The sequence below is a fragment of the Nonomuraea roseola genome (assembly GCF_039535395.1).
Taxonomy (GTDB): Bacteria; Actinomycetota; Actinomycetes; order Streptosporangiales; family Streptosporangiaceae; genus Nonomuraea; species Nonomuraea roseola.
The window spans coordinates 930,016-953,236 of sequence record NZ_BAAAXC010000012.1; the positions used below are offsets into that span (position 1 = coordinate 930,016).

General features: G+C 70.9%; 24 protein-coding genes. 16 read left to right on the top strand and 8 right to left on the bottom strand.

Annotated features, from left to right (window positions below; genetic code table 11):
- Positions 1-191 precede the first annotated feature (191 nt).
- From ABFX55_RS16555 to ABFX55_RS16570, 4 genes are all read left to right on the top strand, one after another.
- A complete protein-coding gene (locus ABFX55_RS16555; protein ID WP_346121928.1) occupies positions 192-995 on the top strand; it encodes a TrmH family RNA methyltransferase in 804 nt (267 codons plus the stop codon).
- Between the two features lie 291 nt (positions 996-1,286).
- Positions 1,287-2,369, top strand: a complete 1,083-nt coding sequence (locus ABFX55_RS16560; protein ID WP_346121930.1) for a sensor histidine kinase — start codon at positions 1,287-1,289, stop codon at positions 2,367-2,369.
- Positions 2,370-2,556: 187 nt separating this feature from the next.
- Positions 2,557-3,597 carry a phenylalanine--tRNA ligase subunit alpha gene (pheS, locus tag ABFX55_RS16565; RefSeq protein WP_346122015.1) on the top strand — a complete coding sequence of 347 codons (1,041 nt, stop codon included), beginning with the start codon at positions 2,557-2,559 and terminating at the stop codon, positions 3,595-3,597.
- Entirely contained in the window at positions 3,597-6,152 is a 2,556-nt protein-coding gene (locus tag ABFX55_RS16570) for a phenylalanine--tRNA ligase subunit beta (RefSeq protein WP_346121932.1), read from the top strand. The genes pheS and ABFX55_RS16570 overlap by 1 nt, the downstream gene beginning before the upstream one ends.
- Before the next feature lie 52 nt (positions 6,153-6,204).
- Here the strand turns inward: ABFX55_RS16570 and ABFX55_RS16575 are convergent, their stop codons facing one another.
- Complete coding sequence (locus tag ABFX55_RS16575) at positions 6,205-6,810, bottom strand: Uma2 family endonuclease (protein WP_346121934.1); 606 nt, start codon at positions 6,808-6,810, stop codon at positions 6,205-6,207.
- Positions 6,811-6,885: 75 nt separating this feature from the next.
- Here ABFX55_RS16575 and ABFX55_RS16580 point away from each other — a divergent pair, with 75 nt between their 5' ends.
- Both ABFX55_RS16580 and ABFX55_RS16585 read left to right on the top strand, forming a co-directional pair.
- Positions 6,886-7,119 carry a hypothetical protein gene (locus ABFX55_RS16580; protein WP_346121936.1) on the top strand — a complete coding sequence of 78 codons (234 nt, stop codon included), beginning with the start codon at positions 6,886-6,888 and terminating at the stop codon, positions 7,117-7,119.
- A gap of 61 nt (positions 7,120-7,180) precedes the next feature.
- On the top strand, positions 7,181-7,927 hold the full coding sequence (locus ABFX55_RS16585) for a metallophosphoesterase family protein (RefSeq protein WP_346121938.1): 747 nt from the start codon (positions 7,181-7,183) through the stop codon (positions 7,925-7,927).
- 2 nt (positions 7,928-7,929) lie between these two features.
- Here the strand turns inward: ABFX55_RS16585 and ABFX55_RS16590 are convergent, their stop codons facing one another.
- From ABFX55_RS16590 to ABFX55_RS16605, 4 genes are all read right to left on the bottom strand, one after another.
- Positions 7,930-9,225, bottom strand: a complete 1,296-nt coding sequence (locus tag ABFX55_RS16590) for an MFS transporter (protein ID WP_346121940.1) — start codon at positions 9,223-9,225, stop codon at positions 7,930-7,932.
- Between the two features lie 181 nt (positions 9,226-9,406).
- Positions 9,407-9,757 carry a nuclear transport factor 2 family protein gene (locus ABFX55_RS16595; protein WP_346121941.1) on the bottom strand — a complete coding sequence of 117 codons (351 nt, stop codon included), beginning with the start codon at positions 9,755-9,757 and terminating at the stop codon, positions 9,407-9,409.
- A 40-nt stretch (positions 9,758-9,797) separates the two neighbouring features.
- Positions 9,798-10,199: a hypothetical protein gene (locus ABFX55_RS16600; RefSeq protein ID WP_346121942.1), complete on the bottom strand. Its 402-nt coding sequence runs from the start codon at positions 10,197-10,199 to the stop codon at positions 9,798-9,800.
- Between the two features lie 270 nt (positions 10,200-10,469).
- Positions 10,470-12,122, bottom strand: coding sequence for a class I adenylate-forming enzyme family protein (locus ABFX55_RS16605; protein WP_346121944.1), 1,653 nt, complete (start codon positions 12,120-12,122; stop codon positions 10,470-10,472).
- Between the two features lie 213 nt (positions 12,123-12,335).
- Here ABFX55_RS16605 and argC point away from each other — a divergent pair, with 213 nt between their 5' ends.
- The 9 genes from argC to ABFX55_RS16650 all read left to right on the top strand — a co-directional run bounded on the left by argC (position 12,336) and on the right by ABFX55_RS16650 (position 21,356).
- On the top strand, positions 12,336-13,364 hold the full coding sequence (gene argC / locus ABFX55_RS16610) for an N-acetyl-gamma-glutamyl-phosphate reductase (RefSeq protein WP_346122017.1): 1,029 nt from the start codon (positions 12,336-12,338) through the stop codon (positions 13,362-13,364).
- A 67-nt stretch (positions 13,365-13,431) separates the two neighbouring features.
- Complete coding sequence (gene argJ, locus ABFX55_RS16615; protein ID WP_346121946.1) at positions 13,432-14,586, top strand: bifunctional glutamate N-acetyltransferase/amino-acid acetyltransferase ArgJ; 1,155 nt, start codon at positions 13,432-13,434, stop codon at positions 14,584-14,586.
- Positions 14,583-15,461 carry an acetylglutamate kinase gene (gene argB / locus ABFX55_RS16620; RefSeq protein WP_346121948.1) on the top strand — a complete coding sequence of 293 codons (879 nt, stop codon included), beginning with the start codon at positions 14,583-14,585 and terminating at the stop codon, positions 15,459-15,461. The genes argJ and argB overlap by 4 nt, the downstream gene beginning before the upstream one ends.
- Positions 15,462-15,524: 63 nt before the next feature.
- Positions 15,525-16,691 (top strand): acetylornithine transaminase, encoded by a 1,167-nt coding sequence (locus ABFX55_RS16625; protein ID WP_346121950.1) that lies wholly within the window; start codon positions 15,525-15,527, stop codon positions 16,689-16,691.
- Positions 16,688-17,632 (top strand): ornithine carbamoyltransferase, encoded by a 945-nt coding sequence (gene argF, locus ABFX55_RS16630; protein WP_346121952.1) that lies wholly within the window; start codon positions 16,688-16,690, stop codon positions 17,630-17,632. The genes ABFX55_RS16625 and argF overlap by 4 nt, the downstream gene beginning before the upstream one ends.
- On the top strand, positions 17,629-18,138 hold the full coding sequence (locus ABFX55_RS16635) for an arginine repressor (RefSeq protein ID WP_346122019.1): 510 nt from the start codon (positions 17,629-17,631) through the stop codon (positions 18,136-18,138). Before argF ends, ABFX55_RS16635 begins: the two co-directional genes overlap by 4 nt.
- A gap of 2 nt (positions 18,139-18,140) precedes the next feature.
- Positions 18,141-19,340, top strand: coding sequence for an argininosuccinate synthase (locus ABFX55_RS16640; protein ID WP_346121954.1), 1,200 nt, complete (start codon positions 18,141-18,143; stop codon positions 19,338-19,340).
- On the top strand, positions 19,333-20,787 hold the full coding sequence (gene argH / locus ABFX55_RS16645; protein WP_346121956.1) for an argininosuccinate lyase: 1,455 nt from the start codon (positions 19,333-19,335) through the stop codon (positions 20,785-20,787). The genes ABFX55_RS16640 and argH overlap by 8 nt, the downstream gene beginning before the upstream one ends.
- A complete protein-coding gene (locus ABFX55_RS16650; RefSeq protein ID WP_346121958.1) occupies positions 20,769-21,356 on the top strand; it encodes a DNA-3-methyladenine glycosylase in 588 nt (195 codons plus the stop codon). Before argH ends, ABFX55_RS16650 begins: the two co-directional genes overlap by 19 nt.
- An 11-nt stretch (positions 21,357-21,367) precedes the next feature.
- Here ABFX55_RS16650 and ABFX55_RS16655 read toward each other — a convergent pair whose 3' ends face one another.
- The 3 genes from ABFX55_RS16655 to ABFX55_RS16665 are packed head-to-tail and all read right to left on the bottom strand — an operon-like array spanning position 21,368 to position 22,441.
- On the bottom strand, positions 21,368-21,772 hold the full coding sequence (locus tag ABFX55_RS16655; RefSeq protein ID WP_346121960.1) for a PH domain-containing protein: 405 nt from the start codon (positions 21,770-21,772) through the stop codon (positions 21,368-21,370).
- Positions 21,773-21,782: 10 nt separating this feature from the next.
- On the bottom strand, positions 21,783-21,971 hold the full coding sequence (locus ABFX55_RS16660) for a hypothetical protein (RefSeq protein ID WP_346119247.1): 189 nt from the start codon (positions 21,969-21,971) through the stop codon (positions 21,783-21,785).
- Entirely contained in the window at positions 21,926-22,441 is a 516-nt protein-coding gene (locus ABFX55_RS16665; RefSeq protein ID WP_346119245.1) for a hypothetical protein, read from the bottom strand. The genes ABFX55_RS16660 and ABFX55_RS16665 overlap by 46 nt, the downstream gene beginning before the upstream one ends.
- Positions 22,442-22,557: 116 nt before the next feature.
- On the opposite strand from ABFX55_RS16665, the gene tyrS reads away from it, so the two are divergent.
- A partial coding sequence (tyrS, locus tag ABFX55_RS16670; protein ID WP_346121961.1) for a tyrosine--tRNA ligase occupies positions 22,558-23,221 on the top strand: 664 nt, incomplete at its 3' end.

The window sequence follows — 23,221 nt, forward strand, 5'->3', positions numbered from 1 at the left end:
GTTCCCACACGGTTTTCAGGGCCCACCGACATGTCGGTGGGCCCGTTTGCTTTGTGCGCACCCGATCATCCCCTCCGTCACCTCACCCCGTCCCAGCCGGCGTGTGGTCGCCGACGGCCAGGGACGGGGTCTGCGGGCTGGACAATGGCTTGTGCGGGGCATGAGCGTTCGAGGAGTGGGGGACAGAGGGCATGGCCGGATCCGAGCTGACCAATGTGAAGGCGCCGCGGGTGAAAGCGGCGCGGCGGCTCACCAAGCGCGCCTTCAGGGAGCAGGACCGCAAGTTCCTCGCCGAGGGCCCGCAGGCCGTCCGTGAGGCGCTGAAGCTCGACGGCGTCGTGGTGGAGCTGTTCACCACCGCCGAGGCCGAGCTGCGCCACGGCGACCTCATCACCGAGGCCACGTTGAAGGGCCTGCCCGTCCACCGCGCCAGCGGCGAGGTGATGGCCGAGCTGTCCCAGACGGTCACCCCGCAGGGGCTGGTGGCCGTCTGCGGCCTGGTCCACACGCCGCTGGAGGAGGCCGTGACCGAGCGCGCCCGGCTGGTGGCGGTGCTCGCGCACGTGCGCGACCCGGGCAACGCCGGCACCGTCATGCGCACCGCCGACGCGGCGGGCGCCGACTCTGTGGTCTTCACCGACGCCTCCGTCGACCCCTACAACGGCAAGTGCGTCAGGGCGAGCGCGGGCAGCCTGTTCCACCTGCCGGTGGTGATCGGCTCGCCGGTGGCCCAGGCCGTCCAGCGGCTGAAGGACAGCGGGCTGCGCGTGCTGGCGGCCGACGGGTCGGGCAAGCACACGCTCGACGACGTCGAGCTGTCGGGGCCGACGGCCTGGGTGTTCGGCAACGAGGCGTGGGGGCTTCCCGAGGAGGTGCTGGCGCTGGCCGACGACGTGGTGCGGGTCCCCATCTACGGCCAGGCCGAGAGCCTCAACCTGGCCACCGCCGCGGCCGTGTGCCTGTACGCCTCGGCCAGGGCCCAGCGCGCGGGCTGACCGTCCCGCGGCATCGGCCTGGCCCATGGCGGGCCGGCCGTCCACGTGACCGGTCAGGGGCGGCGCGCGTTCTTCGGGGCGCGCTCGTGGCGGTGGCGCGCCGGTGAGCTCGCGTGCCGTCTCCCTGGACGGGCCTTCGCCCGCGCATCGGGTGGGCGCCGGTGGGCGGGCCGTACGAGAAGGGGCGGGCGACGCACGCCCGATCGAGCCGCCCACGGGCGGGCGCCGCGGGTCCCCTCGGGTGCGCGAAACCCGCTATTGTCGGCCTTGTAGGTCAAGGAGGCGAGGTTCGTGCACGGCGAAGACACCGGTTGGCGTGGAGCCGATCCCTCGTGCACGGTGCCGATCGACGAGCTTCCCGACGGGCTCATCGTGACCGATGGATTCGGCACGATCCTGGCCGTCAACCGGGCCGCGACGAGGCTCACGGGCGTCACCCGCGAGCGGGCCGTCGGCGGTGACGTCAACGAAATCTTCCCTTTTCGCGACCACGACGGGCGCGAGTGGTGGAAGTGCCTCGACCCCCACGGCGGCCTCCGCACCAGGACGAGGGTGCCCGAGCGGCCGCTGCACCTGCCGGGCGGGCAGGAACTGCATGTCACCGCCAGGCTGGTGCGCACGCCCGAGCGGGGCGGCGACGTCGAGCGGGTGACGATCACACTGCGCGACGGAGGGGCGAGGGCCAGGCTGGAGCGCAGCAGGGCCGACCTGGTCTCCACGGTCGCCCATGAGCTGCGCTCGCCGCTGACCAGCGTGAAGGGCTTCACCGCCACCCTGCTGGCCAAGTGGACCCGCTTCACCGAAGAGCAGAAGCTCGTGATGCTCGAGACGGTCAACAACGATGCCGACAGGGTGACCAGGCTGATCACCGAGCTGCTCGACGTCTCGCGCATCGAGTCGGGGCGGCTGGAGGTCCATCGGCAGGTGGTCGACGTGGCCGCCCGCGCGCGCAGGATCATCGCGGGCAGGGTCGCGGCGGGCGAGCCCGAAGACCGCTTCAGGCTGAACGTCGCCGACGGGCTGCCAGAAATGTGGCTCGACTCGGACAAGATCGACCAGATTCTCGGTAACCTGGTGGAGAACGCGGTGCGCCACGGAAGGGGCACCGTCACGATCGAGATCGAATCCGTCGGCTGGGGAGTTGCCGTGTCCGTGCGAGACCAGGGAGAGGGCATCACGCCCGAGCTGGCCCCGCGCGTCTTCAGGCAGTTCTGGCGCGGCAACAGCCGCAGGCGCGGCGGCACGGGTCTCGGCCTGTTCATCGTCAAGGGCCTGGTCGAGGCCCATGGCGGCACGATCACCGTGCAGCGGGCGCCCGAGGGCGGGGCGGAGTTCCGATTTACCATGCCCGCAGGCACCCCCGACTTCGCGTAGGGATCTGCGGGCTTTCCCCAGCAGGTACGGCAGACCGCCGCTTTTCCACAGACCGGCCGTCGCCGCACGACCCGTCCTGGCGATCCGACTAGACTCGGGTCCGCTCAAGCCCTGGATACGGAGCTCTCTCTTGTCTGACTACGACCCCGTCGAGGTCACCCCACTGCACGCCGACGAGCTGGCGCGCATGGAGGCCGACGCCGTCGCCGCGATCAAGGCGGCAGGCGATCTCGACGCACTCAAGCAGGTCCGCCTCGCGCACGCCGGAGACCGCTCGCCGATCGCGCTGGCCAACCGCGAGATCGGCGCCCTGCCGCCCGCGGCCCGCGCCGAGGCGGGCAAGCGCATCGGCGGCGCCCGCAAGGCGATCAACGAGGCGCTCGCCATGCGCCAGGCCGAGCTGGAGGCCGAGCGCGACGCCCGCGTCCTGGTCGAGGAGACCGTCGACGTCACGCTGCCGTGGGACCGCGTCCCCAGGGGCGCCCGCCACCCGCTGACCACCATGCAGGAGCGCATCGCCGACACCTTCGTCGCGATGGGCTACGAGGTCGCGGAGGGTCCCGAGCTCGAAGGCGAGTGGTTCAACTTCGACGCGCTCAACATCGCAGCCGACCACCCCGCCCGCTCCGACCACGACACCTTCTTCGTGGAGACCACCGACTCCGGCAAGGTGCTGCGCACCCAGACCTCGCCCGTGCAGATCAGGGCGCTGCTGCAGAGAGGCGTCCCCGTCTACGTGGTCTCGCCAGGCAAGGTGTTCCGCACCGACGAGCTCGACGCCACCCACACCCCGGTCTTCCACCAGGTCGAGGGGCTGGCGATCGACGAGGGCCTGACGATGGCCCACCTCAAGGGCACGCTCGACAGGTTCGCCGAGATCATGTTCGGCGAGGGCATCACGACCAGGTTCAGGCCCAACTACTTCCCCTTCACCGAGCCTTCGGCCGAGATGGACCTGAAGTGCTTCGTGTGCAGGGGCCAGTCGGCCGTGCCGGGCAACCCGCCGTGCCGCACCTGCAAGTCCGAGGGCTGGATCGAGTGGGGCGGCTGCGGCATGGTCAACCCGCGCGTGCTCGTCGCCTGCGGCGTCGACCCGCGCAAGTACTCCGGCTTCGCCTTCGGCATGGGCATCGAGCGGACGCTGATGTTCCGCCACAACGCCGAAGACATGCGTGACATGGTCGAGGGCGACGTCCGCTTCACCCTCCCGTTCGGAATGGAGATCTGATGAAGGTCCCGCTTTCCTGGCTGCGGGAGCACGTCGACCTCCCCGCCGTCACCGCGCACGAGGTGGCGGACAAGCTCACCGCCGCAGGCCTCAAGCTCGAGAGCATCACCTCCCACGGCCACGACGTGAAGAACGTCGTCGTCGGCGAGGTGCTCTCGGTCGAGGAGCTGACCGGTTTCAAGAAGCCGATCCGCCACTGCATGGTCGAGGTCGGCGAGGCCGAGCCCCGCCAGATCGTCTGTGGCGCGAGCAACTTCGTCGCGGGCGACCGCGTGCCCGTCGTGCTGCCGGGCGGCGTGCTGCCCGGCGGCTTCGAGGTCGGCGCGCGCAAGACCTACGGCCGCCTGTCCGAGGGCATGATCTGCTCCGAGCGCGAGCTCGGCCTCGGCGACGACCACAACGGCATCATGGTCCTGCCCGCCGACACCCCGATCGGCGCCGACGTGGTCGAGCTGCTCGGCCTGCGCGACGACGTGATCGAGCTGGAGATCACCCCCGACATCGGCTACGCCCTGTCGATCAGGGGTGTGGCGCGCGAGGCGGCCACCGCCTTCGGCGTCGCCTTCCGCGACCCCGCCGCCGTCGAGCTGCCGGCCGCCACCGAGCCCGCCTACCCGGCCTCGATCGGCGACCCGACCGCGTGCGACAGGTTCGTGCTGCGCGAGGTGCGCGGCTTCGACCCCTCGGCGCCCAGCCCGCTGTGGATGCGCACCAGGCTGTCCAGGGCGGGCATGCGCCCGGTCTCGCTGGCCGTCGACGTCACCAACTACGTGATGCTGGAGCTCGGCCAGCCCCTGCACGCCTTCGACAGGGCGAAGCTGACCGGCGAGATCGTCGTACGGCGGGCGCACCAGGGCGAGACGCTGGAGACGCTCGACCACGTCGTGCGCAAGCTCAGCACCGACGACATCCTCATCACCGACGGTTCGGGCGCGATCTCGATGGCGGGCACGATGGGCGGCCTGCACACCGAGATCTCCGGCGACTCCACCGACATCGTGATCGAGGCGGCGCACTTCTCCGCCACCGGCACGGCCCGCATGTCGCGCAGGCACAACCTGGTGTCGGAGGCGTCCAAGCGGTTCGAGCGCGGCGTCGACCGTGAGCTGCCGCTGGTGGCCTCGTGGCGGGCGGTGCAGCTGCTGACCTCGCTCGGCGGGGCCAGCGAGGTGCCGGGCGTCACCCACGCCGAGACCGAGGTCTCGCCCGTCCGCATCGCGATCCCGACCTCCCACCCCGGCGCGGTGGCCGGTGTGCCCTACTCTCATGAGACGGTCGTCACCCGACTGGAGCAGGTCGGCTGCGTCGTGGAGCCGGGCTCGAGCCCCGCGCCGCAGCGCGGCGGCGTCGACGCCACCGGCGTCGTGTCGGGCGGCGACACCGACGGGCTGCTGGCCGTGACGGGCGACGACATGATCACGGTGACGCCGCCTTCGTGGCGTCCCGACATCACCGACCCCAACGACCTGGCCGAAGAGGTCATCAGGCTCGAGGGCTACGAGAACCTGCCCTCGATCCTGCCCAAGGCCCCCGCAGGCGCCGGCCTGACGGAGGCGCAGCGGCTGCACAGGCGGGTCGGCCGCTCGCTGGCCGCCGCCGGCTACGTCGAGGTGCTCGCCTACCCGTTCGTCGGCGAGCGCGACCTCGACCACCTGCAGCTGCCCGAGGGCGACGACCGCCGCAGGGCCGTGCGGCTGGCCAATCCGCTGTCGGAAGACGAGCCGCTCATGCGGACCACGCTGCTGCCGGGCCTGCTCAAGATCCTGGTGCGCAACGTGGGTCGTGGCTTCGGCGACGCGGCGCTGTTCGAGACGGGCCTGGTCTACCGGCCGGTCGAGGGCGCGCCCGCCAAGGCGCCGGTGCTCGGCGTCGACGGCAGGCCGAGCGACGACGAGCTCGGCTCGATCGAGTCGGCGCTGCCCAGGCAGCCGCAGCGGGTCGCCGTCGTGCTTGCCGGTGAGTTCGAGCGCTCCGGCTGGTGGGGCAGGGGCCGTCAGGCCACGTGGGCCGACGCCGTCCAGGCGGCCAGGCTGGTGGCGGGCGAGGCCAACGTCGAGCTGACGGTCGTCGCCGACCAGCACGAGCCGTGGCACCCCGGCAGGTGCGCCGCCTTCTACGTGGGCGACGTGCTCGTCGGCCACGGCGGGGAGCTGCACCCGAGGGTGATCGAGGCCTACGGCCTGCCGCCGCGCACCTGCGCGATGGAGCTGGAGCTCACCCGCCTGGAGAAGGCCATGCCCGGCCCCGTCGAGGCGCCTGCCGTCTCCTCCTACCCGATCGCCACCCAGGACGTCGCGCTCATCGTGCCCGACTGGACACCTGTGGCCGACGTGGCCGCGGCGCTGCGTGACGGCGCGGGCGAGCTGCTGGAGTCGGTGCGGCTGTTCGACGTCTACACGGGGGCGCAGGTGGGCGAGGGCAACAAGTCCCTGGCCTACACGCTGCGCTTCCGCGCTGCCGACCGCACGCTGACGGTGGAGGAGACGACCGCCGCCCGTGACGCGGCCGTGGCGATGGCCGCCGACCGCGTGGGCGCCCAGCTGCGCGGAGCCTGACCGAGCGAAAGGGCCCGGGCGCGCGTCGTGCGCCCGGGCCCTTTCTCGTGGGTCAGAGTTGGTCGATCTCGCTGAGGTCGAGGTCGACGTCGAACGGCACGGTGAGCTTCAGCCGGTCGTGGTGGATGCCCGACAGCGCGTAGCCGCGGGTGGCGGGGTCGAGCTCGTAGACGTAGACGACGGTGCTGTCATCGGTGCTCTCGATCCGCCAGAAGTGCGGGATGCAGGCCTCGGCGTAGAGCTGCGGCTTGCGCTTGCGGTCCCGTTCTTCGGAATCGGGCGACACGACCTCCACCACCAGGAGGACGTCCTCGGGAGAGAAGTGAGTCGTGTCCCTGCTCACCGTGACATCCGGCCCCAGGACCATCATGTCCGGCTCAGGGCGCTGCCTGGGCCCCAGCCTGATGCTCATTTCTCTGCGGACGCGATGCCCGGGAGGAACGCACTGCAGCAATCCCTTCTGCAGGACGTACATGATCGACGAATGGAAGTCGCGCTGCGGGCTCACGAACACCAAGCTTCCGTCAATGAGCTCAGTGTGCGCAGGCAGATCCGGAATGTGATCGAGGTCCTCCGCGACGAAGCCCTCCGGCGGCGGGAAGACCCAGTCGGGGAGCGAGGGAGTCGTCATCTCCTGAATCACCGCTTCGGCCGTCATGCGTCTACGGTAGCAATCTACGTCCTTCCCGCCCGGTGAACGGGGATGCGGGCGCGCGCCCTAGGCTTTTCGTCCATGAGGCAGTTGCTGGTGTTCGCCGAGCGGGACGACGCCGAAGAGGTGGCCGAGACGCTGGCGGAATGGTTCCCCTTGCTCGGCATGCCCGTCGTCGTCAGGGAGACGCTCGCGGGCGAGGACGACGCCGAGGACGCGCAGTGGCTCGTCGTGGTCGAGGGGCTGGCGGAGGGGCACCTGGCCAAGATCGACGCACTGGTGGAAGAGCGGGAGGGCTGGCGCGAGAGCGGGTGAGATTGCGCCACAGGTGAAACGACCTTGAGCGCGGCCCTGCCGATCGGGCAGCGTGAAGGGCATGCGCGTCGCCGTTCTCTCTGACATCCACGGGGTGCTTCCCGCGCTGGAAGCCGTGCTCGCCGAGCCTGAGGTGGCCTGCGCCGACCTCGTCGTCCTCACCGGCGACATGGCGGCCGGCCCCCAGCCGGTCGAGACGCTCGACCTGCTGGTGTCGCTGGGGGAGCGGGCGCTGTGGGTCAACGGCAACGCCGATCGTGAGCTGGTGGAGGTGGCTCAGGGCAGGGACAGCGCCTACCGGATCTCGCAGTGGGCGGGGGAGCAGCTGCGCGGTGACCAGGTCGAGCTGCTGGCGGGGCTGCCGATGTCGTGCGCCCTCGACCTCGGGGCGCTGGGCCGCACCCTGTTCACGCACGCCACGCCGAGGCGCGACGACGAGATGATCCTCGTCGACAGCGCGATCGAGCGGTGGGCTGAGGTGCTCGAGGGGATCGAGGCCGACACGGTGGTGCTGGGCAACACGCACATGCCGTTCGTCAGGCTCGTGGACCGCAGGCTGGTGGTCAACCCGGGTTCGGTCGGCATGCCGTACGGCACGGCGGGCGCCCACTGGGCGCTGCTGGAGGCGGGCAGCGGCGCGGTGACGTTGCGCCGCACCCCGTTCGACGCCCACGCCGCGGCCGAGCGCATCGTCGAGGAGAGCGGGTTCGCCGAGGTGGAGGAGTGGGTGTCCGAGTATGTGACGGGCACCCACTCCGACGTCGAGGCGCTGCGGGCCTTCGGCGGGGCCGAGGGAAGGGCGCGCTGAGGTCAGCCCTCGGTGTGCGCGGCCTGCCTGCGGGCCTTCTCGGCCAGGGCGTGCTCGCTGGTCCTGGCGTCGTAGGCGCGGAAGGACGGCAGCAGCCACGCCAGCAGCCCCACCGACCCGACGCACAGCAGACCGCCCACGCCCAGCGAGAACCGGGTGCCGCCGAGGTCGCCCATGAGCCCTGCCCGCGCGTTGCCGAGCATCGGGCCGCTGGCGTACGACAGCAGTTCGATGCCGGCCAGCCGGCCGCGCAGTTCCTCGGGGATGGTCTGGTTCCACATGGTCATCCTGAAGATGCCGCTGACCATGTCGGCCGCGCCCGCCAGCGCCAGGCAGAGGAAGATCGCCCAGATGCTGGGCATCACCGCGGCCAGCGCGACCGAGATGCCCCACAGCGCCGCGGCGACGATCACCCCGATGCCCTGCCGTTGCACGCGCGCCGTCCACGCCCCTGTGAGGGAGGCGATCAGCGAGCCGACCGCGCCCGCCGAGTACAGCAGGCCCACGGCCTGCGGCGTGCCGAACTGGTCGGCGAGGAACGGGTAGAGCGCCGTGGACATGGCGAAGACCATCGCGGCGATGTCCACCAGGTAGGTGCCCATCAGGTCGCGCCTGCTCGCGGCGTAGCGCAGGCCCTCGACCATCGACCTGATCGAGGCGGGGGCGGCGTCCTCCTTCGGCGGCACGGCCCTGATGCGCCACAGCAGCACCAGCGAGAGCACGAAGCTGACGGTGTCGACCGCGTAGGCTGTGGCCACGCTGAACGTGGTCACCAGCAGGCCGCCGAGCGCGGGGGCGGTGATGGCGCCGATGTTCCAGCGCAGGCTGGCGAGCACGGCCGCCGCGCCGAGCTGGTCGTGCCTGACGACCTGCGGGATCAGCGCCTCCATGCTCGGGCGCTGCAGGCTGGCAAGGCCGGTGGACAGCGCGCCGACCACGTAGAGCACCCAGATCTGCGGCTCTGGCAGCATGGCGTTGAACGTGAGCATCGCCGAGGTGACCAGCAGCCCGACCTCGCTGAGCAGGATGACCTTGCGCCGGTCGAGCGCGTCGGCGATGGCGCCGCCCCACAGCCCGCAGATCACCATCGGCACGAACTCCGCCAGGCTCACCAGACCCACCGCGACGTAGGAGCCGGTCAGCTGCTTCATCTGGTACGGCACGGCCACCATCGTGATGAAGGTGCCGAACATCGTGATGACGCCTGAGGCCATCAGGAGCCGGTAGTCGCGTGAGTCGCGCAGCGGGCCCAGGTCCATCTTGAGGTGGGCGAGCAGGCGGCGGAGTGAATCGGGCACGGGTTCAGATTGTCGAGCGCCGAGTTCGGCGGGGGCAAACGGTTTTCGGGACGAGAGCGTGCGCACCGGCACGACGGGGCCTCGCTCACGCCCGGCGTCCGCCCTGCCGGCGTCGCGTTCGGGTCGTGACATGGCGATGCCCCCGCCAAGGGCATCGGCGGGGGCATATGCGGACTGTGCGTCAGCTGGGCACTTTGTCCAGGAAGCCGAACACCTGGCGGATCCGGCCGTCCTCGGCGAGCTTCACCACGTCGAACCCGATCACTACCGGCTCGCCGCCCTCGGGCCCCAGGTGCCAGGTGAAGCGGGCGAGGTCCCGGTGGGCGTCGTAGACCTCGCCGGCGCTGAAGACCAGGCCGGGGAACATGCCCTGCGCTCCGGCGATCACCGCGGCGATCCCCTCGTGTCCCGCCACGTCGGCCAGCGGGTCGGTGTAGGTCGCGTCCTCGGTCCACAGCTCGGCGACGGCCTTGGCTCGGGCGTCGGCGTCGGTCTCGTTCCAGGCGGCCACGTAGCGCTCGATCAGCGTCATGATGTTTCGTCCTTTCCAGGGATATCGGGGGTTGAGAGGGTCAGCGGGTCCTGCGGAGGCCCATGATCTGCAGCTCGGCGAAGGCGGCCACGACCAGGGCCTGGGCGATCGCCCACACCGCGCCGACCGTGGTGAACTCCAGCAGGCCGGTCGCGACGGCGGCGACGCTGCCGAGGGTCCAGATGATGTTCAGGGCGATGACGGCCTTGGTGGCGCCTCTGCTGATGTCGGCCCTGGTGCCCAGGAAGCCGACGGCCGCGCCGTACACGAGGAGGAAGACGCCGATGCCGCGCAGCAGTCCGGTGTCGGGGCCGAGCAGGTCGCCCACGGGGCCCGCGGCGAGCAGGTAGATCAGCCCGTTGCCGCCGGTGACGACGGCGTCGGCGACCAGGGCGAGGCGCAGGAACTTGGTCCGGTCGGCGGTAACGGTGAGGAAGGTCATCTCGGCTCCTTCGGAGGGTGTTTCGTTCCGATGGAGCAACCGTGTCATCCGCGACATCAAGCGCGCGATTACGCCGGAGGTAAGCGCGCGCGGCCGTACACCGCTGACCTGGGCGGAAGGCGGCGGAAAATGATGCGGCCGCGCGCCTTCACGTCGCGCCAGGGGCCGGCGGAGGGCGGGCGGACCCCGTCGGGGTCCTGTCGCCGCACCACCTGGCGGCGGTCTTCACCCGCGCGGAGTGGACCGCCGCCTACCGCCAGGCGCAGGCGGTCAAAGAGCCAGGACCTCCTGGCGGAGCCGGGTCTTGAGGATCTTGCCGCCGGGGTTGCGGGGCAGCTCCGCGTCCCTGAACCAGAAGTGCGCGGGCACCTTGAACCCGGCGATGCGCTCCTTGAGGAAGGCCGTCAGCTCCTCGGGGGTGGCGGGCGCCGACAGGCGGATGACCGCGCCGACCTCCTCGCCCAGCTCGTCGTGCGGGACCCCGATCACCGCGGCGTCGTCCACGGACGGGTGCTCGAACAGCGCCGCCTCCACCTCGGCGCAGTACACGTTCTCGCCGCCGCGGATCACCATGTCCTTCGCCCTGTCGACGATGTAGACGAAGCCCTCCTCGTCCACCCTGGCCAGGTCGCCGGTGTGCAGCCACCCGTCGACGAACGTCTCGGCGGTGGCCGACGGCTTGTTCCAGTAGCCCAGGATGACGTTGGGCCCGCGCAGGCAGAGCTCGCCGACCTCGCCGGCGGGCAGCGGCGCGCCCGAGGGGTCGGAGATGCGCACGTCGACGACGGCGGACGGCAGGCCGATGCTGTCGGGCTTGCGGGCGTAGTCGGCTCCGGAGTTGTTGATGGCGAGGGCGGTGGTCTCCGTCATGCCGTAGCCGTTGCTTGGCGCGCGGCCGGGCAGCTCGTTGGTGATGCGTTCCATCAGCTTGGGGGGAGCGGGGGCGCCGCCGTAGGAGATGCCGGTCAGGGAGGACAGGTCGTACTTGTCCACGTCGGGGTGGGAGAGCAGCTGCCAGGCGTTGGTGGGCACCCCCGTCATCCCGGTGATCTTCTCGCGCTCGATGAGCTGGAGCGCGAGCAGCGGGTCCCACTTGTACATCAGCGCCAGCGCGCCGCCGGTGAACATGGTGCCTGTCATCACCGCGAAGCAGCCCGTGACATGGAAGAGCGGCACCGTCAGCAGCGTGACCCGCCGCTCGCCCGTCGTGCCCGAAGGGTCCTTGCCGGCCATGACGACCGCGCGGATGAGGGAGTAGGCGACGGTCATCGGCGCCTGGCCGAGGTTGCGATGGCTGCCGAGCGCGCCCTTCGGCAGGCCCGTGGTGCCCGAGGTGTAGAAGATCGTCGCGGGGTCCTCAGGAGACAGTTCCACGGCGGGGAGGGTGACGTCCGCCCTGACCTCGCCCAGTACCTCCTCGAAGGCGCGCGCGCCCTCCTGGGGCGTCCCCCTTGTCACGATCAGCGGCACGCCCGTGCCCGCCAGGCGCTCGGCCCGCTCGCCGTCGGCGATCAGCACCTTGGCGCCGGAGTCGGAGACTCCGTAGGCCAGCTCCTGCGCGGTCCACCAGGCGTTCAGCGGTACGGCGATCGCCCCGGCCGCCAGGACGGCGGAGAAGGAGACGACCCATTCGGGGTAGTTGCGCATCGCGATGGCCACGCGGTCGCCCTTGACCACGCCGTACTCCTCGACCAGACGGTTGGCCAGCGTCGCCGCCAGGCGGTAGTGCCGCTCGTAGGAGATCCGCTCGTCCTCGTAGATGAGGAAGTCCTTCTCCCCCTGCCACCGGCTGTTCTCCAGCAGGGTGCGGAAGTGCCCCGGCGCGTGCTTCCAGGTACGGATCCCCGACTCCAGCTCCTCGGTTTCGAACAGCTGGCCCTCTGCGGTGAGCTGGGCCTGGACCTGGGCGTGCGTGATGCTCATGGGCAAGAACTCCCGCGTGCTCTGTTAACCGGATATTTCACAGTACCGACCGGTAGGTACGTCGCGCTAGATCTCGCGACTGAGTGTTCATGCAGGCGAATGGGCGGTTTGTCCGATCTCAGAATGCGGGCGTCACGGCCCGCCTGGCTTGCATGCTCATCGACCCGGATGCATAATCTCTCTAAGCAAATTCATGAGTAAGGATGAATGACTATGCAGCGTGTGGCGATCGCCGGGGCCAGCGGCTACGCCGGAGGTGAGCTCGCCCGTCTGCTGCTCATGCACCCCGAACTGGAGATAGGCGCGCTGACCGCCGCTTCGAGCGCGGGCAGCCCGCTCGGCGCGCACCAGCCGCACCTGCCCCAGCTGGCAGCCCGGATCATCCAGGAGACCACCCCCGAGGTGCTCGCAGGGCACGACGTGGTCTTCCTCGCCCTCCCGCACGGTCAGTCCGCCGCGATCGCCGCCCAGCTGGACGAGAGCGACACCGTGATCGTCGACTGCGGCGCCGACCACCGGCTCGCCGACCCTGCCGCCTGGGCCGAGTTCTACGGCGGAGCCCACGCGGGCACCTGGCCGTACGGCCTGCCCGAGCTGCCGGGTCAGCGCGACGTCCTCAAGGCCGCGCGGCGCATCGCCGTACCCGGCTGCTACCCGACGGCCGTCACCCTCGCGCTCTTCCCCGCCTTCGCGGAGGGGCTCGCCGAGCCCGACGTGGTGGTCGTGGCGGCGACGGGCACCAGCGGCGCGGGCAAGGCGCTCAAGCCGAACCTGCTCGGCAGCGAGGTCATGGGCTCGGTCAGCGCCTACGGCGTGGGCGGCGTCCACCGGCACACGCCTGAGATGGAGCAGAACCTCTCCGCCGTCGCGGGCGTCCCCGTCACCGTCGCCTTCACCCCCATGCTGGCGCCGATGAGCCGCGGCATCCTGGCCACCTGTACGGCCCCCGCCACCCCCGGCCTGACCGCCGCAGCCCTGCGCGACGCCTACGAGAGCGCGCTGAAGGACGAGCCTTTCGTCACGCTGCTGCCCGAGGGCATGTGGCCCGCCACCGCGATGACCTACGGCGCCAACACCGCGGCCCTGCAGGTGACGCTCGACGAGCGCGCCGGCCGCGTGGTCGCCGTCATCGCCGTCGACAACCTCACCAAGGGCACCGCGGGGGGCGCGATCCAGAGCGTCAACCTCGCACTCGGCCTGCCCGAAGGGCTCGGCCTTCCCCTGAACGGAGTCGCCCCGTGATCGAGCGCGGCCAGAGAACCAGCGAACACGGCCTGTGCACACGCATGCGGCCGGCGAAGGAGGACGCATGAGTGTGACCGCCCCCCTCGGCTTCAAGGCCGCGGGCATCGCCGCAGGCATCAAGGCCGGCGGAAACCGCGACCTCGCCCTCGTCGTCAACGAAGGACCGCGCCGCGCCGCCGCGGGCGTCTTCACCGCCAACCGCGTGAAGGCCGCCCCCGTCCTCTGGTCGCAGCAGGTCCTGGCGGGAGGCCGAGTCCGAGCGGTCGTCCTCAACTCGGGCGGCGCCAACGCCTGCACGGGTCCCGAAGGCTTCCAGGACACCCACGCCACGGCCGAGAAGGTCGCCGAGGTCCTGACCGACTCCGCCGGCGAGATCGCCGTCTGCTCCACCGGCCTGATCGGCGAGCGGCTGCCGATGGAGGCGCTGCTGGCGGGCGTCGACAGCGCGGCCACGCAGCTCTCCCGCGACGGCGGCCTGGCCGCGGCCGACGCCATCCGCACCACCGACACCGTCTCGAAGATCTCCTTCAGGCGCGGCGAGGGCGGATACATGGTCGGCGGGATGGCCAAGGGCGCGGGCATGCTCGCCCCTGCGCTGGCCACCATGCTCTGCGTCATCACCACCGACGCCGAGGTCACCTCCGAGCAGCTCGACGCGGTGCTGCGCAGGGCCACGGCCAAGACCTTCGACAGGCTCGACGCCGACGGCTGCATGTCGACGAACGACACCGTGCTGCTGCTGGCCAGCGGAGCCTCAGGCGTCACGCCCGACCTCGCCGAGTTCGAGAAGAAGATCACCGAGGTCTGCGCCGACCTGGCCAGGCAGCTGCTCGTCGACGCCGAAGGCGCCTCCAAGGCGATCGCCATCGAGGTCGTCGGAGCGGCCAGCGAGGACGACGCCGTCAAGGTGGGCCGCACGGTCTCCAGGTCCAACCTGCTCAAGTGCGCCATCCACGGCGAGGACCCCAACTGGGGCCGCGTCCTGGCGGCGGTCGGCACCACCGACGCGGTCTTCGAGCCCGACCGGATCAACGTCGCCATCAACGGCATCTGGATCTGCAGGGGCGGCGCCGTCGGCGACGACCGCAGCAAGGTGGACATGCGCCCGCGCGACGTGACGATCACCGTCGACCTGTCGGCGGGACCTCACTCGGCCACCATCCACACCACGGACCTGACCGCGGCGTACGTGCACGAGAACTCGGCGTACTCCTCATGAGGGCCAACGGAGCGCTCGCCAAGGCGAGCACGCTGATCGAGGCCCTGCCCTGGCTGGCCAGGTTCAGCGGCGCGACCGTCGTCATCAAGTACGGCGGCAACGCCATGACGGAGGAGTCGCTCAAGGAGGGCTTCGCCGAGGACATCGTCTTCCTGCGTTACGCGGGTCTGCGGCCGGTCGTGGTGCACGGCGGAGGGCCGCAGATCAGCGCGCACCTCGACAGGCTCGGCATCGAGTCCACCTTCACCGCCGGCCTGCGGGTCACCACCCCCGAGGCGATGCAGGTCGTGCGCATGGTGCTGGTCGGCCAGGTCAACCGCGACGTCGTCGGCCTGATCAACCACCACGGCCCGTTCGCGGTCGGCATGTCGGGCGAGGACGCGCACCTGTTCACCGCCGAGCGCAAGCCCGCGATCGTGGACGGCGAGCCCGTCGACATCGGCCAGGTGGGCGAGATCGTCAAGGTCGAGCCCGGCGCCGTGCAGGCCCTGCTCGACGACGGTCGCATCCCGGTCGTCTCCAGCGTCGCCCGCGGCGTGGACGGCCAGGTCTACAACGTCAACGCCGACACCGCCGCGGCCGCGCTGGCCGTCGCGCTGCGGGCGCAGAAGCTGATCGTGCTCACCGACGTCGAGGGCCTGTACGCCAGCTGGCCCGCCGACACCGACGTGATCGACCAGCTCAAGGCGGCGGAGCTGGCCGAGATGCTGCCCACGCTGTCCAGCGGCATGGTGCCCAAGATGGAGGCCTGCCTGACCGCCGTGCAGGGCGGCGTGCCCCAGGCCCACGTCCTGGACGGACGCGTGCCCCACTCCCTGCTGCTCGAGATCTTCACCGACCACGGAATCGGAACCATGGTGATGCCCAATGAGTGAGCGCAGCGAGCTCATCAGGAAACACAGCAACCTCAGGTTCATGCGGCCGACGGAGTCGGACGCATGAACCTTTACAAGAGGTTCGAACACGCCTTCATGCCGAACTACGGCGTACCGCCGCTGGCTCTGGCCAGAGGCAAGGGCAGCACGGTGTGGGACGTGGAGGGCAGGCAGTACCTCGACTTCGTCGGCGGCATCGCCGTCGACTCCCTCGGACACGGCCACCCCGCGCTGGTCGAGGCCGTCTCCCGGCAGGTCGCCACCCTCGCCCACACCAGCAACCTCTACCTGCACGAGCCCGAGGTGCTGCTGGCGGAGAAGCTGCTCGAGCTGTTGAAGCAGCCGGCGAAGGTCTTCTTCGCCAACTCCGGCACCGAGGCCAACGAGTGCGCCTACAAGCTGGCGCTCAAGTACGGCAAGGCCACGGGCCGCTCCTACTTCGTCGCCGCGGAGAACGGCTTCCACGGCCGCACGATGGGCGCGCTCTCCCTCACCGGCAAGAAGGCGATCCGCGAGCAGTTCGGCCCCTTCCCCGTCGAGGTTCGCTTCGTCCCCTACGGCGACGCCGACGCGCTCAAGCAGGCCGTCACCGAGGACTGCATCGCGGTCTTCCTCGAGCCCACACAGGGCGAGGCGGGCGTCGTGCCGCCGCCCGAGGGCTACTTCGGCGCCGCCCGCGAGATCTGCACCGCCGCTGGCGCGCTGCTGGTCGCCGACGAGATCCAGTCGGCCATCGGCAGGACCGGCCACTGGTTCGCCCACCAGGCCGAGGGCGTCGTCCCCGACGTCCTGACCCTGGCCAAGGGCCTGGGCGGCGGCCTGCCGATCGGCGCCTGCGTCGGCTTCGGCCCCGCGGCCACGCTCTTCGACAAGGGCGACCACGGCTCGACCTTCGGCGGCAACCCGGTCTCGTGCGCCGCCGCGCTCGCCGTCCTGGCCAACGTGGACCCCGCCGAGGCCGCCGTCAAGGGCGACCTGCTGCGCGCAGGGCTGGAGGCGGTGAAGCACCCGCTGCTCAAGGGCGTGCGCGGCCGCGGCCTGTGGCTGGCCCTCGTGCTCGAGGAGCCGGTCTCCGGCAAGGTGCAGCAGGCCGCGCAGGACGCCGGCTTCCTGGTCAACGCCCTGCAGCCCGACGCCGTACGGCTCGCGCCCCCACTCGTGGTGACCGCCGAGGAGATCCAGGCCCTCGTCGACGCCCTCCCCTCGATCCTGACGGAGGCGGCCAAGTGACCAGGCACCGCGCGGACTCGGCGCACATCAGACACTTCCTCAAGGACGACGACCTCTCGCCCGCCGAGCAGGCCGAGGTGCTCGACCTGGCCGACGCCATGAAGAAGGACCCGTACGGCTACCGCCCCTTCGAGGGGAACAAGACCATCGCTGTGCTCTTCGACAAGCCGTCCACCAGGACCCGCGTCTCCTTCGCCGTCGGCATCGCCGAGCTGGGCGGCGTCCCGCTGATCATCGACGGCGGCACCTCCCAGATGGGCAGGGGCGAGCCGATCGAGGACACCGCCAGAGTGCTGGAACGCCACGTCGACGCCATCGTGTGGAGGACCGGAGGACAGGAGCGCATCGAGGCCATGGCCTCCGTCGCGGGCGTCCCCGTCATCAACGCGCTGACCGACGAGTACCACCCCTGCCAGATCCTCGCCGACCTGCAGACCGTCAGGGAGAGCTTCGGCAGGACCGCCGGGCTCACGCTCACCTACCTGGGCGACGGCGCCAACAACATGGCCCACTCCTACCTGCTCGGTGGCGCGACCGCCGGCATGCACGTCCGCGTCGCCGCGCCCGCCGGCTACCGGCCCGACCCCGGCATCCTCGCCAGGGCCGCGGAGGTCGCGAAGGGCACGGGCGGCAGCGTGAGCGTGCTGGAGGAGGCTGCGGCCGCCGCCGAAGGCGCGCACGTGATCGCCACCGACACGTGGGTGTCGATGGGCCAGGAGGGCAAGGAGGAGCGCGTGGCCGCGCTCATGCCGTACCAGGTGAACGCCGCGCTCATGGCCCGCGCCGACCGCGAGGCGATCGTGCTGCACTGCCTGCCCGCCTACCGCGGCTACGAGATCACCGCCGAGGTGCTCGACGGGCCGGACAGCCTCGTGTGGGACCAGTCGGAGAACCGCCGTCACGCCCAGAAGGCGCTGCTGCAGTGGCTGTGGTCACGATGAGCATCCCGATGACCAAGGTCGCCAGGCAGGCGAAGATCACCGACCTGCTCCAGCGGCAGGCCGTGCGCTCCCAGCCCGAGCTGGCCAAGCTCCTGGCCGAGAGCGGCGTCGAGGTCACCCAGGCCACGCTCTCGCGCGATCTGGACGAACTCGGGGCGCTCAAGCTGCGGGCCGAGGACGGCTCGCTGGTCTACGCGCTGCCCGGCGAGGGCGGCGGACGCATCCCGCTGGCCCGCTTGGGCACGGGGGAGTCGCCCGCGGCCAGGCTCCACAGGATCGCAGAGGAGCTCCTGGTCTCGGCCGAGGCCTCGGCCAACCTGGTGATCGTCAGGACGCCGCCGGGCGCCGCGCAGTTCCTCGCCTCCGCCATCGACCACGCCGACTGGGAGTCCATCCTCGGCACCGTGGCGGGGGACGACACCATTCTCGTCATCAGTCGCGACCCCCAGGGTGGCCCCTCGGTCGTGGACAGCCTGCTGAACATCGCAAATCGTAAAGGATCATGATCATGTCCGAGAGAGTTGTACTAGCGTTCTCCGGGGGCCTCGACACCTCTGTCGCCATCCCCTTCCTCGCCGAGCAGATGGACGCCGAGGTCATCGCCGTCGCCGTCGACCTCGGCCAGGGTGGCGAGGACATGGACGTCATCCAGAAGCGCGCCATCGACTGCGGCGCGGTCGAGTCGGTCGTCGTGGACGCCAAGGAGGAGTTCGCCGCCGACTTCTGCGTGCCCGCCCTGCAGGCCAACGCGCTCTACATGGACCGCTACCCGCTGCTGTCGTCGCTGTCGCGCCCGCTGATCGTCAAGCACCTGGTCGCCGCGGCCAAGCAGTTCGGCGGCACCACGGTCTCGCACGGCTGCACCGGCAAGGGCAACGACCAGGTGCGCTTCGAGGCGGGCCTCGCCGCGCTCGCGCCCGAGCTCAAGGTCGTCGCCCCCGCCCGCGACTACGCCTGGACCCGCGACAAGGCCATCGCCTTCGCCGAGGACAAGGGCCTGCCGATCGAGACCACCAAGAAGAACCCGTACTCGATCGACCAGAACCTGTGGGGCAGGGCCATCGAGACCGGCTTCCTCGAGGACATCTGGAACGGCCCGACCGAGGACATCTTCGCCTACACTTCCGACCCGGCCCAGCCGCGCGACGCCGACGAGGTCGTCATCACCTTCAAGGAGGGCGTGCCCGTCGCCCTCGACGGCAGGGCGCTGACCCCGTTCCAGATCATCGACGAGCTGAACAGGCGCGCCGGCGCCCAGGGCGTCGGCAGGATCGACATGGTCGAGGACAGGCTCGTCGGCATCAAGTCGCGCGAGGTCTACGAGGCGCCGGGCGCGATCGCGCTGATCACCGCGCACATGGAGCTCGAGAACGTCACCGTGGAGCGAGACCTGGCCAGGTTCAAGCGCGGCGTCGACCAGCGCTGGAGCGAGCTGGTCTACGACGGCCTGTGGTTCTCGCCGCTGAAGGACGCCCTCGACACCTTCATCGCCGACGCCCAGAAGTACGTCTCCGGCGACATCAGGATGACCCTGCACGGCGGCCGCGCCGTCGTCACCGGCAGGCGCTCGGAGGAGTCGCTGTACGACTTCTCGCTGGCCACCTACGACACGGGCGACACCTTCGACCAGTCCCTGGCCAAGGGCTTCGTCCAGCTGTGGAGCCTCCCCTCCAAGATCGCGGCAGCCCGTGACGCCAGGCATGGCTAGGATCGCGGGTGACGAGGAGGAGACTACGGTGAGTGATGGTGGCAAGCCGATGAGGCTGTGGGGCGGGCGTTTCGAGTCGGGCCCCGCCGACGCGCTGGCTCGGCTGTCGGTGAGCGTGCACTTCGACTGGCGGCTGGTGCCGTACGACCTGATGGCTTCGCGGGCGCACGCCCGCGTGCTCAACAGGGCGGGGCTGCTGACGGACGAGGAGCTCGAGCGCATGATCGGCGCGCTCGACGACCTGGAGACCGCCTGCAAGACGGGCGAGTTCAGGCCGACGGTCGCCGACGAGGACGTGCACACCGCGCTGGAGCGCGGGCTGCTCGAGCGGCTCGGCTCGCTTGGCGGCAAACTGCGCGCGGGGCGCAGCCGCAACGACCAGATCGCCACCGACCTGCGCCTGTACCTGCGCGACCACGTGCGCACGATCATCTCCAGGCTGGTGGAGCTGGAGACGGCGCTCATGGCGCAGGCCGCCACGCACGCCGACACGGCCGCGCCCGGCATGACGCACCTGCAGCACGCGCAGCCGGTCTCGTTCGGCCACCAACTGCTCGCGCACGTGCACGCCTTCGCCCGCGACATCGACAGGCTGATCGACTGGGACAAGCGGGCCGCGATCTCGCCGCTCGGCTCCGGCGCGCTGGCCGGCTCGTCGCTGCCGCTCGACCCCGTCGTGGTCGCCGAGGAGCTCGGCTTCTCCGCGGCGGCGCCGAACTCGATGGACGCCGTCGCCGACCGCGACTTCGCCGCCGAGTTCCTCTTCGACGCGGCGATGATCGGCGTCCACCTGTCGAGGCTGGGCGAGGAGATCGTCCTGTGGGCCTCGCAGGAGTTCCGCTGGATCGAGATGGACGACGCCTACTCCACGGGCTCGTCGATCATGCCGCAGAAGAAGAACCCCGACGTCGCCGAGCTGGCGCGCGGCAAGTCGGGCCGGCTCATCGGCAACCTCATGTCGATGCTGACCGTGCTGAAGGGCCTGCCCCTGACCTACAACCGCGACCTGCAGGAGGACAAGGAGCCGGTCTTCGACACCGTCGACACCCTGCTGCTGGTGCTCCCCGCGGTCGCGGGGCTGGTCTCCACGATGCGCGTCAACACCGCGCGCATGTCGGCGACCGCCTCCGACGGCTTCGCGCTGGCCACCGACCTGGCCGAGCTGCTCGTGCGCAAGGGCGTGGCCTTCCGCGACGCGCACGAGGCCGTCGGCCACCTGGTCGTCTACTGCCAGGTCAACGACGTCGACCTGGGCGAGGTCAGCGACGAGGACCTGGCGAAGGTCTCCCCGCACCTGACCCCCGACGTGCGCGACGTGCTCAACGTGCCGGGCGCGCTGGCCGCGCGCAAGGCGCACGGCGGCACCGCGCCCGACAGGGTCCGCGACCAGATCGCGGCGCTTCGCGAGGCTGTCGACGCCCAGGCGGCATGGGCCTCGGGCTCCTGAGCAGGGACTTCTTCGACAGGCCAGCTCACGAGGTCGCGCCCGAACTGCTCGGGCGCGTCCTCGTGCACGGCGAGGTCGGCGTCAGGCTGACCGAGGTCGAGGCGTACGGCCTGCCGGGGGAGGACCCCGCCTCTCACACCTACCGAGGACAGACCCCGCGCAACTCGGTGATGTTCGGCCCGCCGGGGCATCTGTACGTCTACTTCACCTACGGCATGCACTACTGCGCCAACCTCGTCTGCCTGCCCGAGGGGCACGGCTCGGCCATCCTGCTGCGCGCGGGCGAGATCGTGTCGGGCCTCGACGTGGCCAGGGCACGGCGCAACGGGGCCCGCGACCGCGACCTGGCCAGAGGCCCCGCCAGGCTGGCCGTGGCGCTCGGCTGGGGGCGCGAGGACAACGGCCTGGACATGATCGGCAAGGTGCTCGACGGGTCCCCGCCCGCCTCGGTGCTCGCGGGACCGAGGACCGGGATCTCCACAGGGGCCGACACCCCCTGGCGGTTCTGGATCGAGGGGGATCCGACGGTCTCGCCGTACCGGCCGCACGTGCCCAGGCGGCGTGGCTGAACGGCTCCCGGCTACGCCGCCCTGAGCCGTCGCAGCTCCGCGGCGACCTCGGTGGGCGAGACCCCGAGGTCGGAACGGCTGAACAGGTGCAGGTTGTCGCCGGTGTCAATCTCCAGCATCTCGCTGCGCCTGCCGTAGCGGGTTCGCACGTCGACCTTGATGTCCTCGATCTGGTCCCAGGGGACGTGGCGGGAGCCCGCGTAGCCGTGCGCGACGGTGATGCCGGACTCGTCGGTGGCCAGCCGCACGGGGACCAGGAGGTCTCTGAGCGCCATGGCGCCGACCAGCAGGGTGGCGGGGACGGCCAGGATCACGCCGCGCACGTCGCCGGAGAGGTACCAGTAGCCGCCGAGGGCGGCACAGGCCACGGCGGCCAGGATCTTGATTGCGACCAGCTCGCGGCGAACCCTCCACATGGCTGCGAGGCTACCGCCCCCAGACGACCGCGCTCCCCGACACCGACTTCGGCCAGCCGAGCTCGCTCTTGACCGTCTTCAGCTCCAGCCAGGCCAGGTTGCCCTCGGAGCTGAGGACGCAGACGCCCTCGGCCGTCTTCTTGGGGCCCGCCGCTAGTCCTGGTCGGCGGCTCCGGCGCTCGCGGTGCGCGCCGCGCACTCCTCCGCCGTGGGTGCGCGCTCCTCCTCCCAGGCGGCCACCTTGACGCCGTCGTGCGCGTAGATCTTGGCGGACTCCGCCGCGAACCAGCCGTGGACGTCGCCCTCCGTGTCGTCGGTCGAGGTCCTGGCACCGCTCTCGTGGTCGAACTCGAGTGAGACGTCGTCCTTGAGCGCGTAGACCCCTCGCCAGCGTTCACCCATGCCCGTGGTCCGGCCCGTCTCGCCCGGCGGGGTGGCGGTGTCGTCGGCGGGGGCGGTGCTGTTCGCGGTCACGGCGCTGTTGGCGGTGACGGTGGCGGTCGCGGTGACGGTCATCGTGACGGTCGCCGTGGGGCCCGCCTTGGCCGCGGCGTCTCCCGCGGCTCTCTGGGTCGCCAGGATGCCGATCCCGGCAGCCGCGAGAGTCGCGACCGCGCCGATGACGGCCGCGATGATCGTGCCACGGTTGGATCCGGAGGAATCGGCCACGGCAGGGGATCCTAACGTCTGCCATGATCACGCAGGAGGGTTTTCAAGTGGCGACAGGTGCCGAGATCGGGCACTCTGTAGCCAGTCCATGTCCACTCGTTCGGAAAGCCGGAATCGTGACCGACATCATCGACGACCTCGCATGGCGAGGTCTGATCGCGCAGTCCACCGACCTCGACGCCCTTCGCGCGTCCATGGCCAAGGGACCGATCTCGGTCTATGCCGGCTTCGACCCCACCGCTCCCTCGCTGCACGTCGGACACTTCGTGCCGCTGCTGACGCTACGCCGCATCCAGCTGGCGGGTCACCGGCCGATCGGGCTGGTCGGGGGCGCCACCGGGCTGATCGGCGACCCCAGCGGGCGCAACACCGAGCGTTCACTCAACGCGGGTGACGTCGTCGCCGGATGGGTGGAGCGGCTGCGCGGCCAGGTCGGACGATTCCTCGACTTCGAGGCGCAGCCCAACGCCGCGCTCATGGTCAGCAACCTCGACTGGACCGCCGAGCTGTCCGCGATCGACTTCCTGCGCGACATCGGCAAGCACTTCCCCGTCAACCGCATGCTGGCCCGCGAGTCCGTCGCGGCCAGGCTCGCGGGCGAGGGGCTCAGCTACACCGAGTTCAGCTACCAGATCCTGCAGGCCAACGACTACCTCGAGCTGTACCGCAGGCACGGCTGCTCGCTGCAGATCGGCGGCAGCGACCAGTGGGGCAACATCACCGCGGGCGTCGACCTGGTCCGCCGCGTCGAGGGGCGGCCACGTCCACGCGCTCACGCTC

Coding starts and splice junctions, on each gene's coding strand:
- ABFX55_RS16555 (WP_346121928.1), top strand. CDS start 192: ATGGCCGGATCCGAGCTGACCAATGTGAAGGCGCCGCGGGTGAAAGCG.
- pheS (WP_346122015.1), top strand. CDS start 2,557: ATGGAGGCCGACGCCGTCGCCGCGATCAAGGCGGCAGGCGATCTCGAC.
- ABFX55_RS16570 (WP_346121932.1), top strand. CDS start 3,597: ATGAAGGTCCCGCTTTCCTGGCTGCGGGAGCACGTCGACCTCCCCGCC.
- ABFX55_RS16575 (WP_346121934.1), bottom strand. CDS start 6,810: ATGACGGCCGAAGCGGTGATTCAGGAGATGACGACTCCCTCGCTCCCC.
- ABFX55_RS16580 (WP_346121936.1), top strand. CDS start 6,886: ATGAGGCAGTTGCTGGTGTTCGCCGAGCGGGACGACGCCGAAGAGGTG.
- ABFX55_RS16585 (WP_346121938.1), top strand. CDS start 7,181: ATGCGCGTCGCCGTTCTCTCTGACATCCACGGGGTGCTTCCCGCGCTG.
- ABFX55_RS16595 (WP_346121941.1), bottom strand. CDS start 9,757: ATGACGCTGATCGAGCGCTACGTGGCCGCCTGGAACGAGACCGACGCC.
- ABFX55_RS16600 (WP_346121942.1), bottom strand. CDS start 10,199: ATGACCTTCCTCACCGTTACCGCCGACCGGACCAAGTTCCTGCGCCTC.
- ABFX55_RS16605 (WP_346121944.1), bottom strand. CDS start 12,122: ATGAGCATCACGCACGCCCAGGTCCAGGCCCAGCTCACCGCAGAGGGC.
- argC (WP_346122017.1), top strand. CDS start 12,336: ATGCAGCGTGTGGCGATCGCCGGGGCCAGCGGCTACGCCGGAGGTGAG.
- argJ (WP_346121946.1), top strand. CDS start 13,432: ATGAGTGTGACCGCCCCCCTCGGCTTCAAGGCCGCGGGCATCGCCGCA.
- argB (WP_346121948.1), top strand. CDS start 14,583: ATGAGGGCCAACGGAGCGCTCGCCAAGGCGAGCACGCTGATCGAGGCC.
- ABFX55_RS16625 (WP_346121950.1), top strand. CDS start 15,525: ATGAACCTTTACAAGAGGTTCGAACACGCCTTCATGCCGAACTACGGC.
- ABFX55_RS16635 (WP_346122019.1), top strand. CDS start 17,629: ATGAGCATCCCGATGACCAAGGTCGCCAGGCAGGCGAAGATCACCGAC.
- ABFX55_RS16640 (WP_346121954.1), top strand. CDS start 18,141: ATGTCCGAGAGAGTTGTACTAGCGTTCTCCGGGGGCCTCGACACCTCT.
- argH (WP_346121956.1), top strand. CDS start 19,333: ATGGCTAGGATCGCGGGTGACGAGGAGGAGACTACGGTGAGTGATGGT.
- ABFX55_RS16650 (WP_346121958.1), top strand. CDS start 20,769: ATGGGCCTCGGGCTCCTGAGCAGGGACTTCTTCGACAGGCCAGCTCAC.
- ABFX55_RS16655 (WP_346121960.1), bottom strand. CDS start 21,772: ATGTGGAGGGTTCGCCGCGAGCTGGTCGCAATCAAGATCCTGGCCGCC.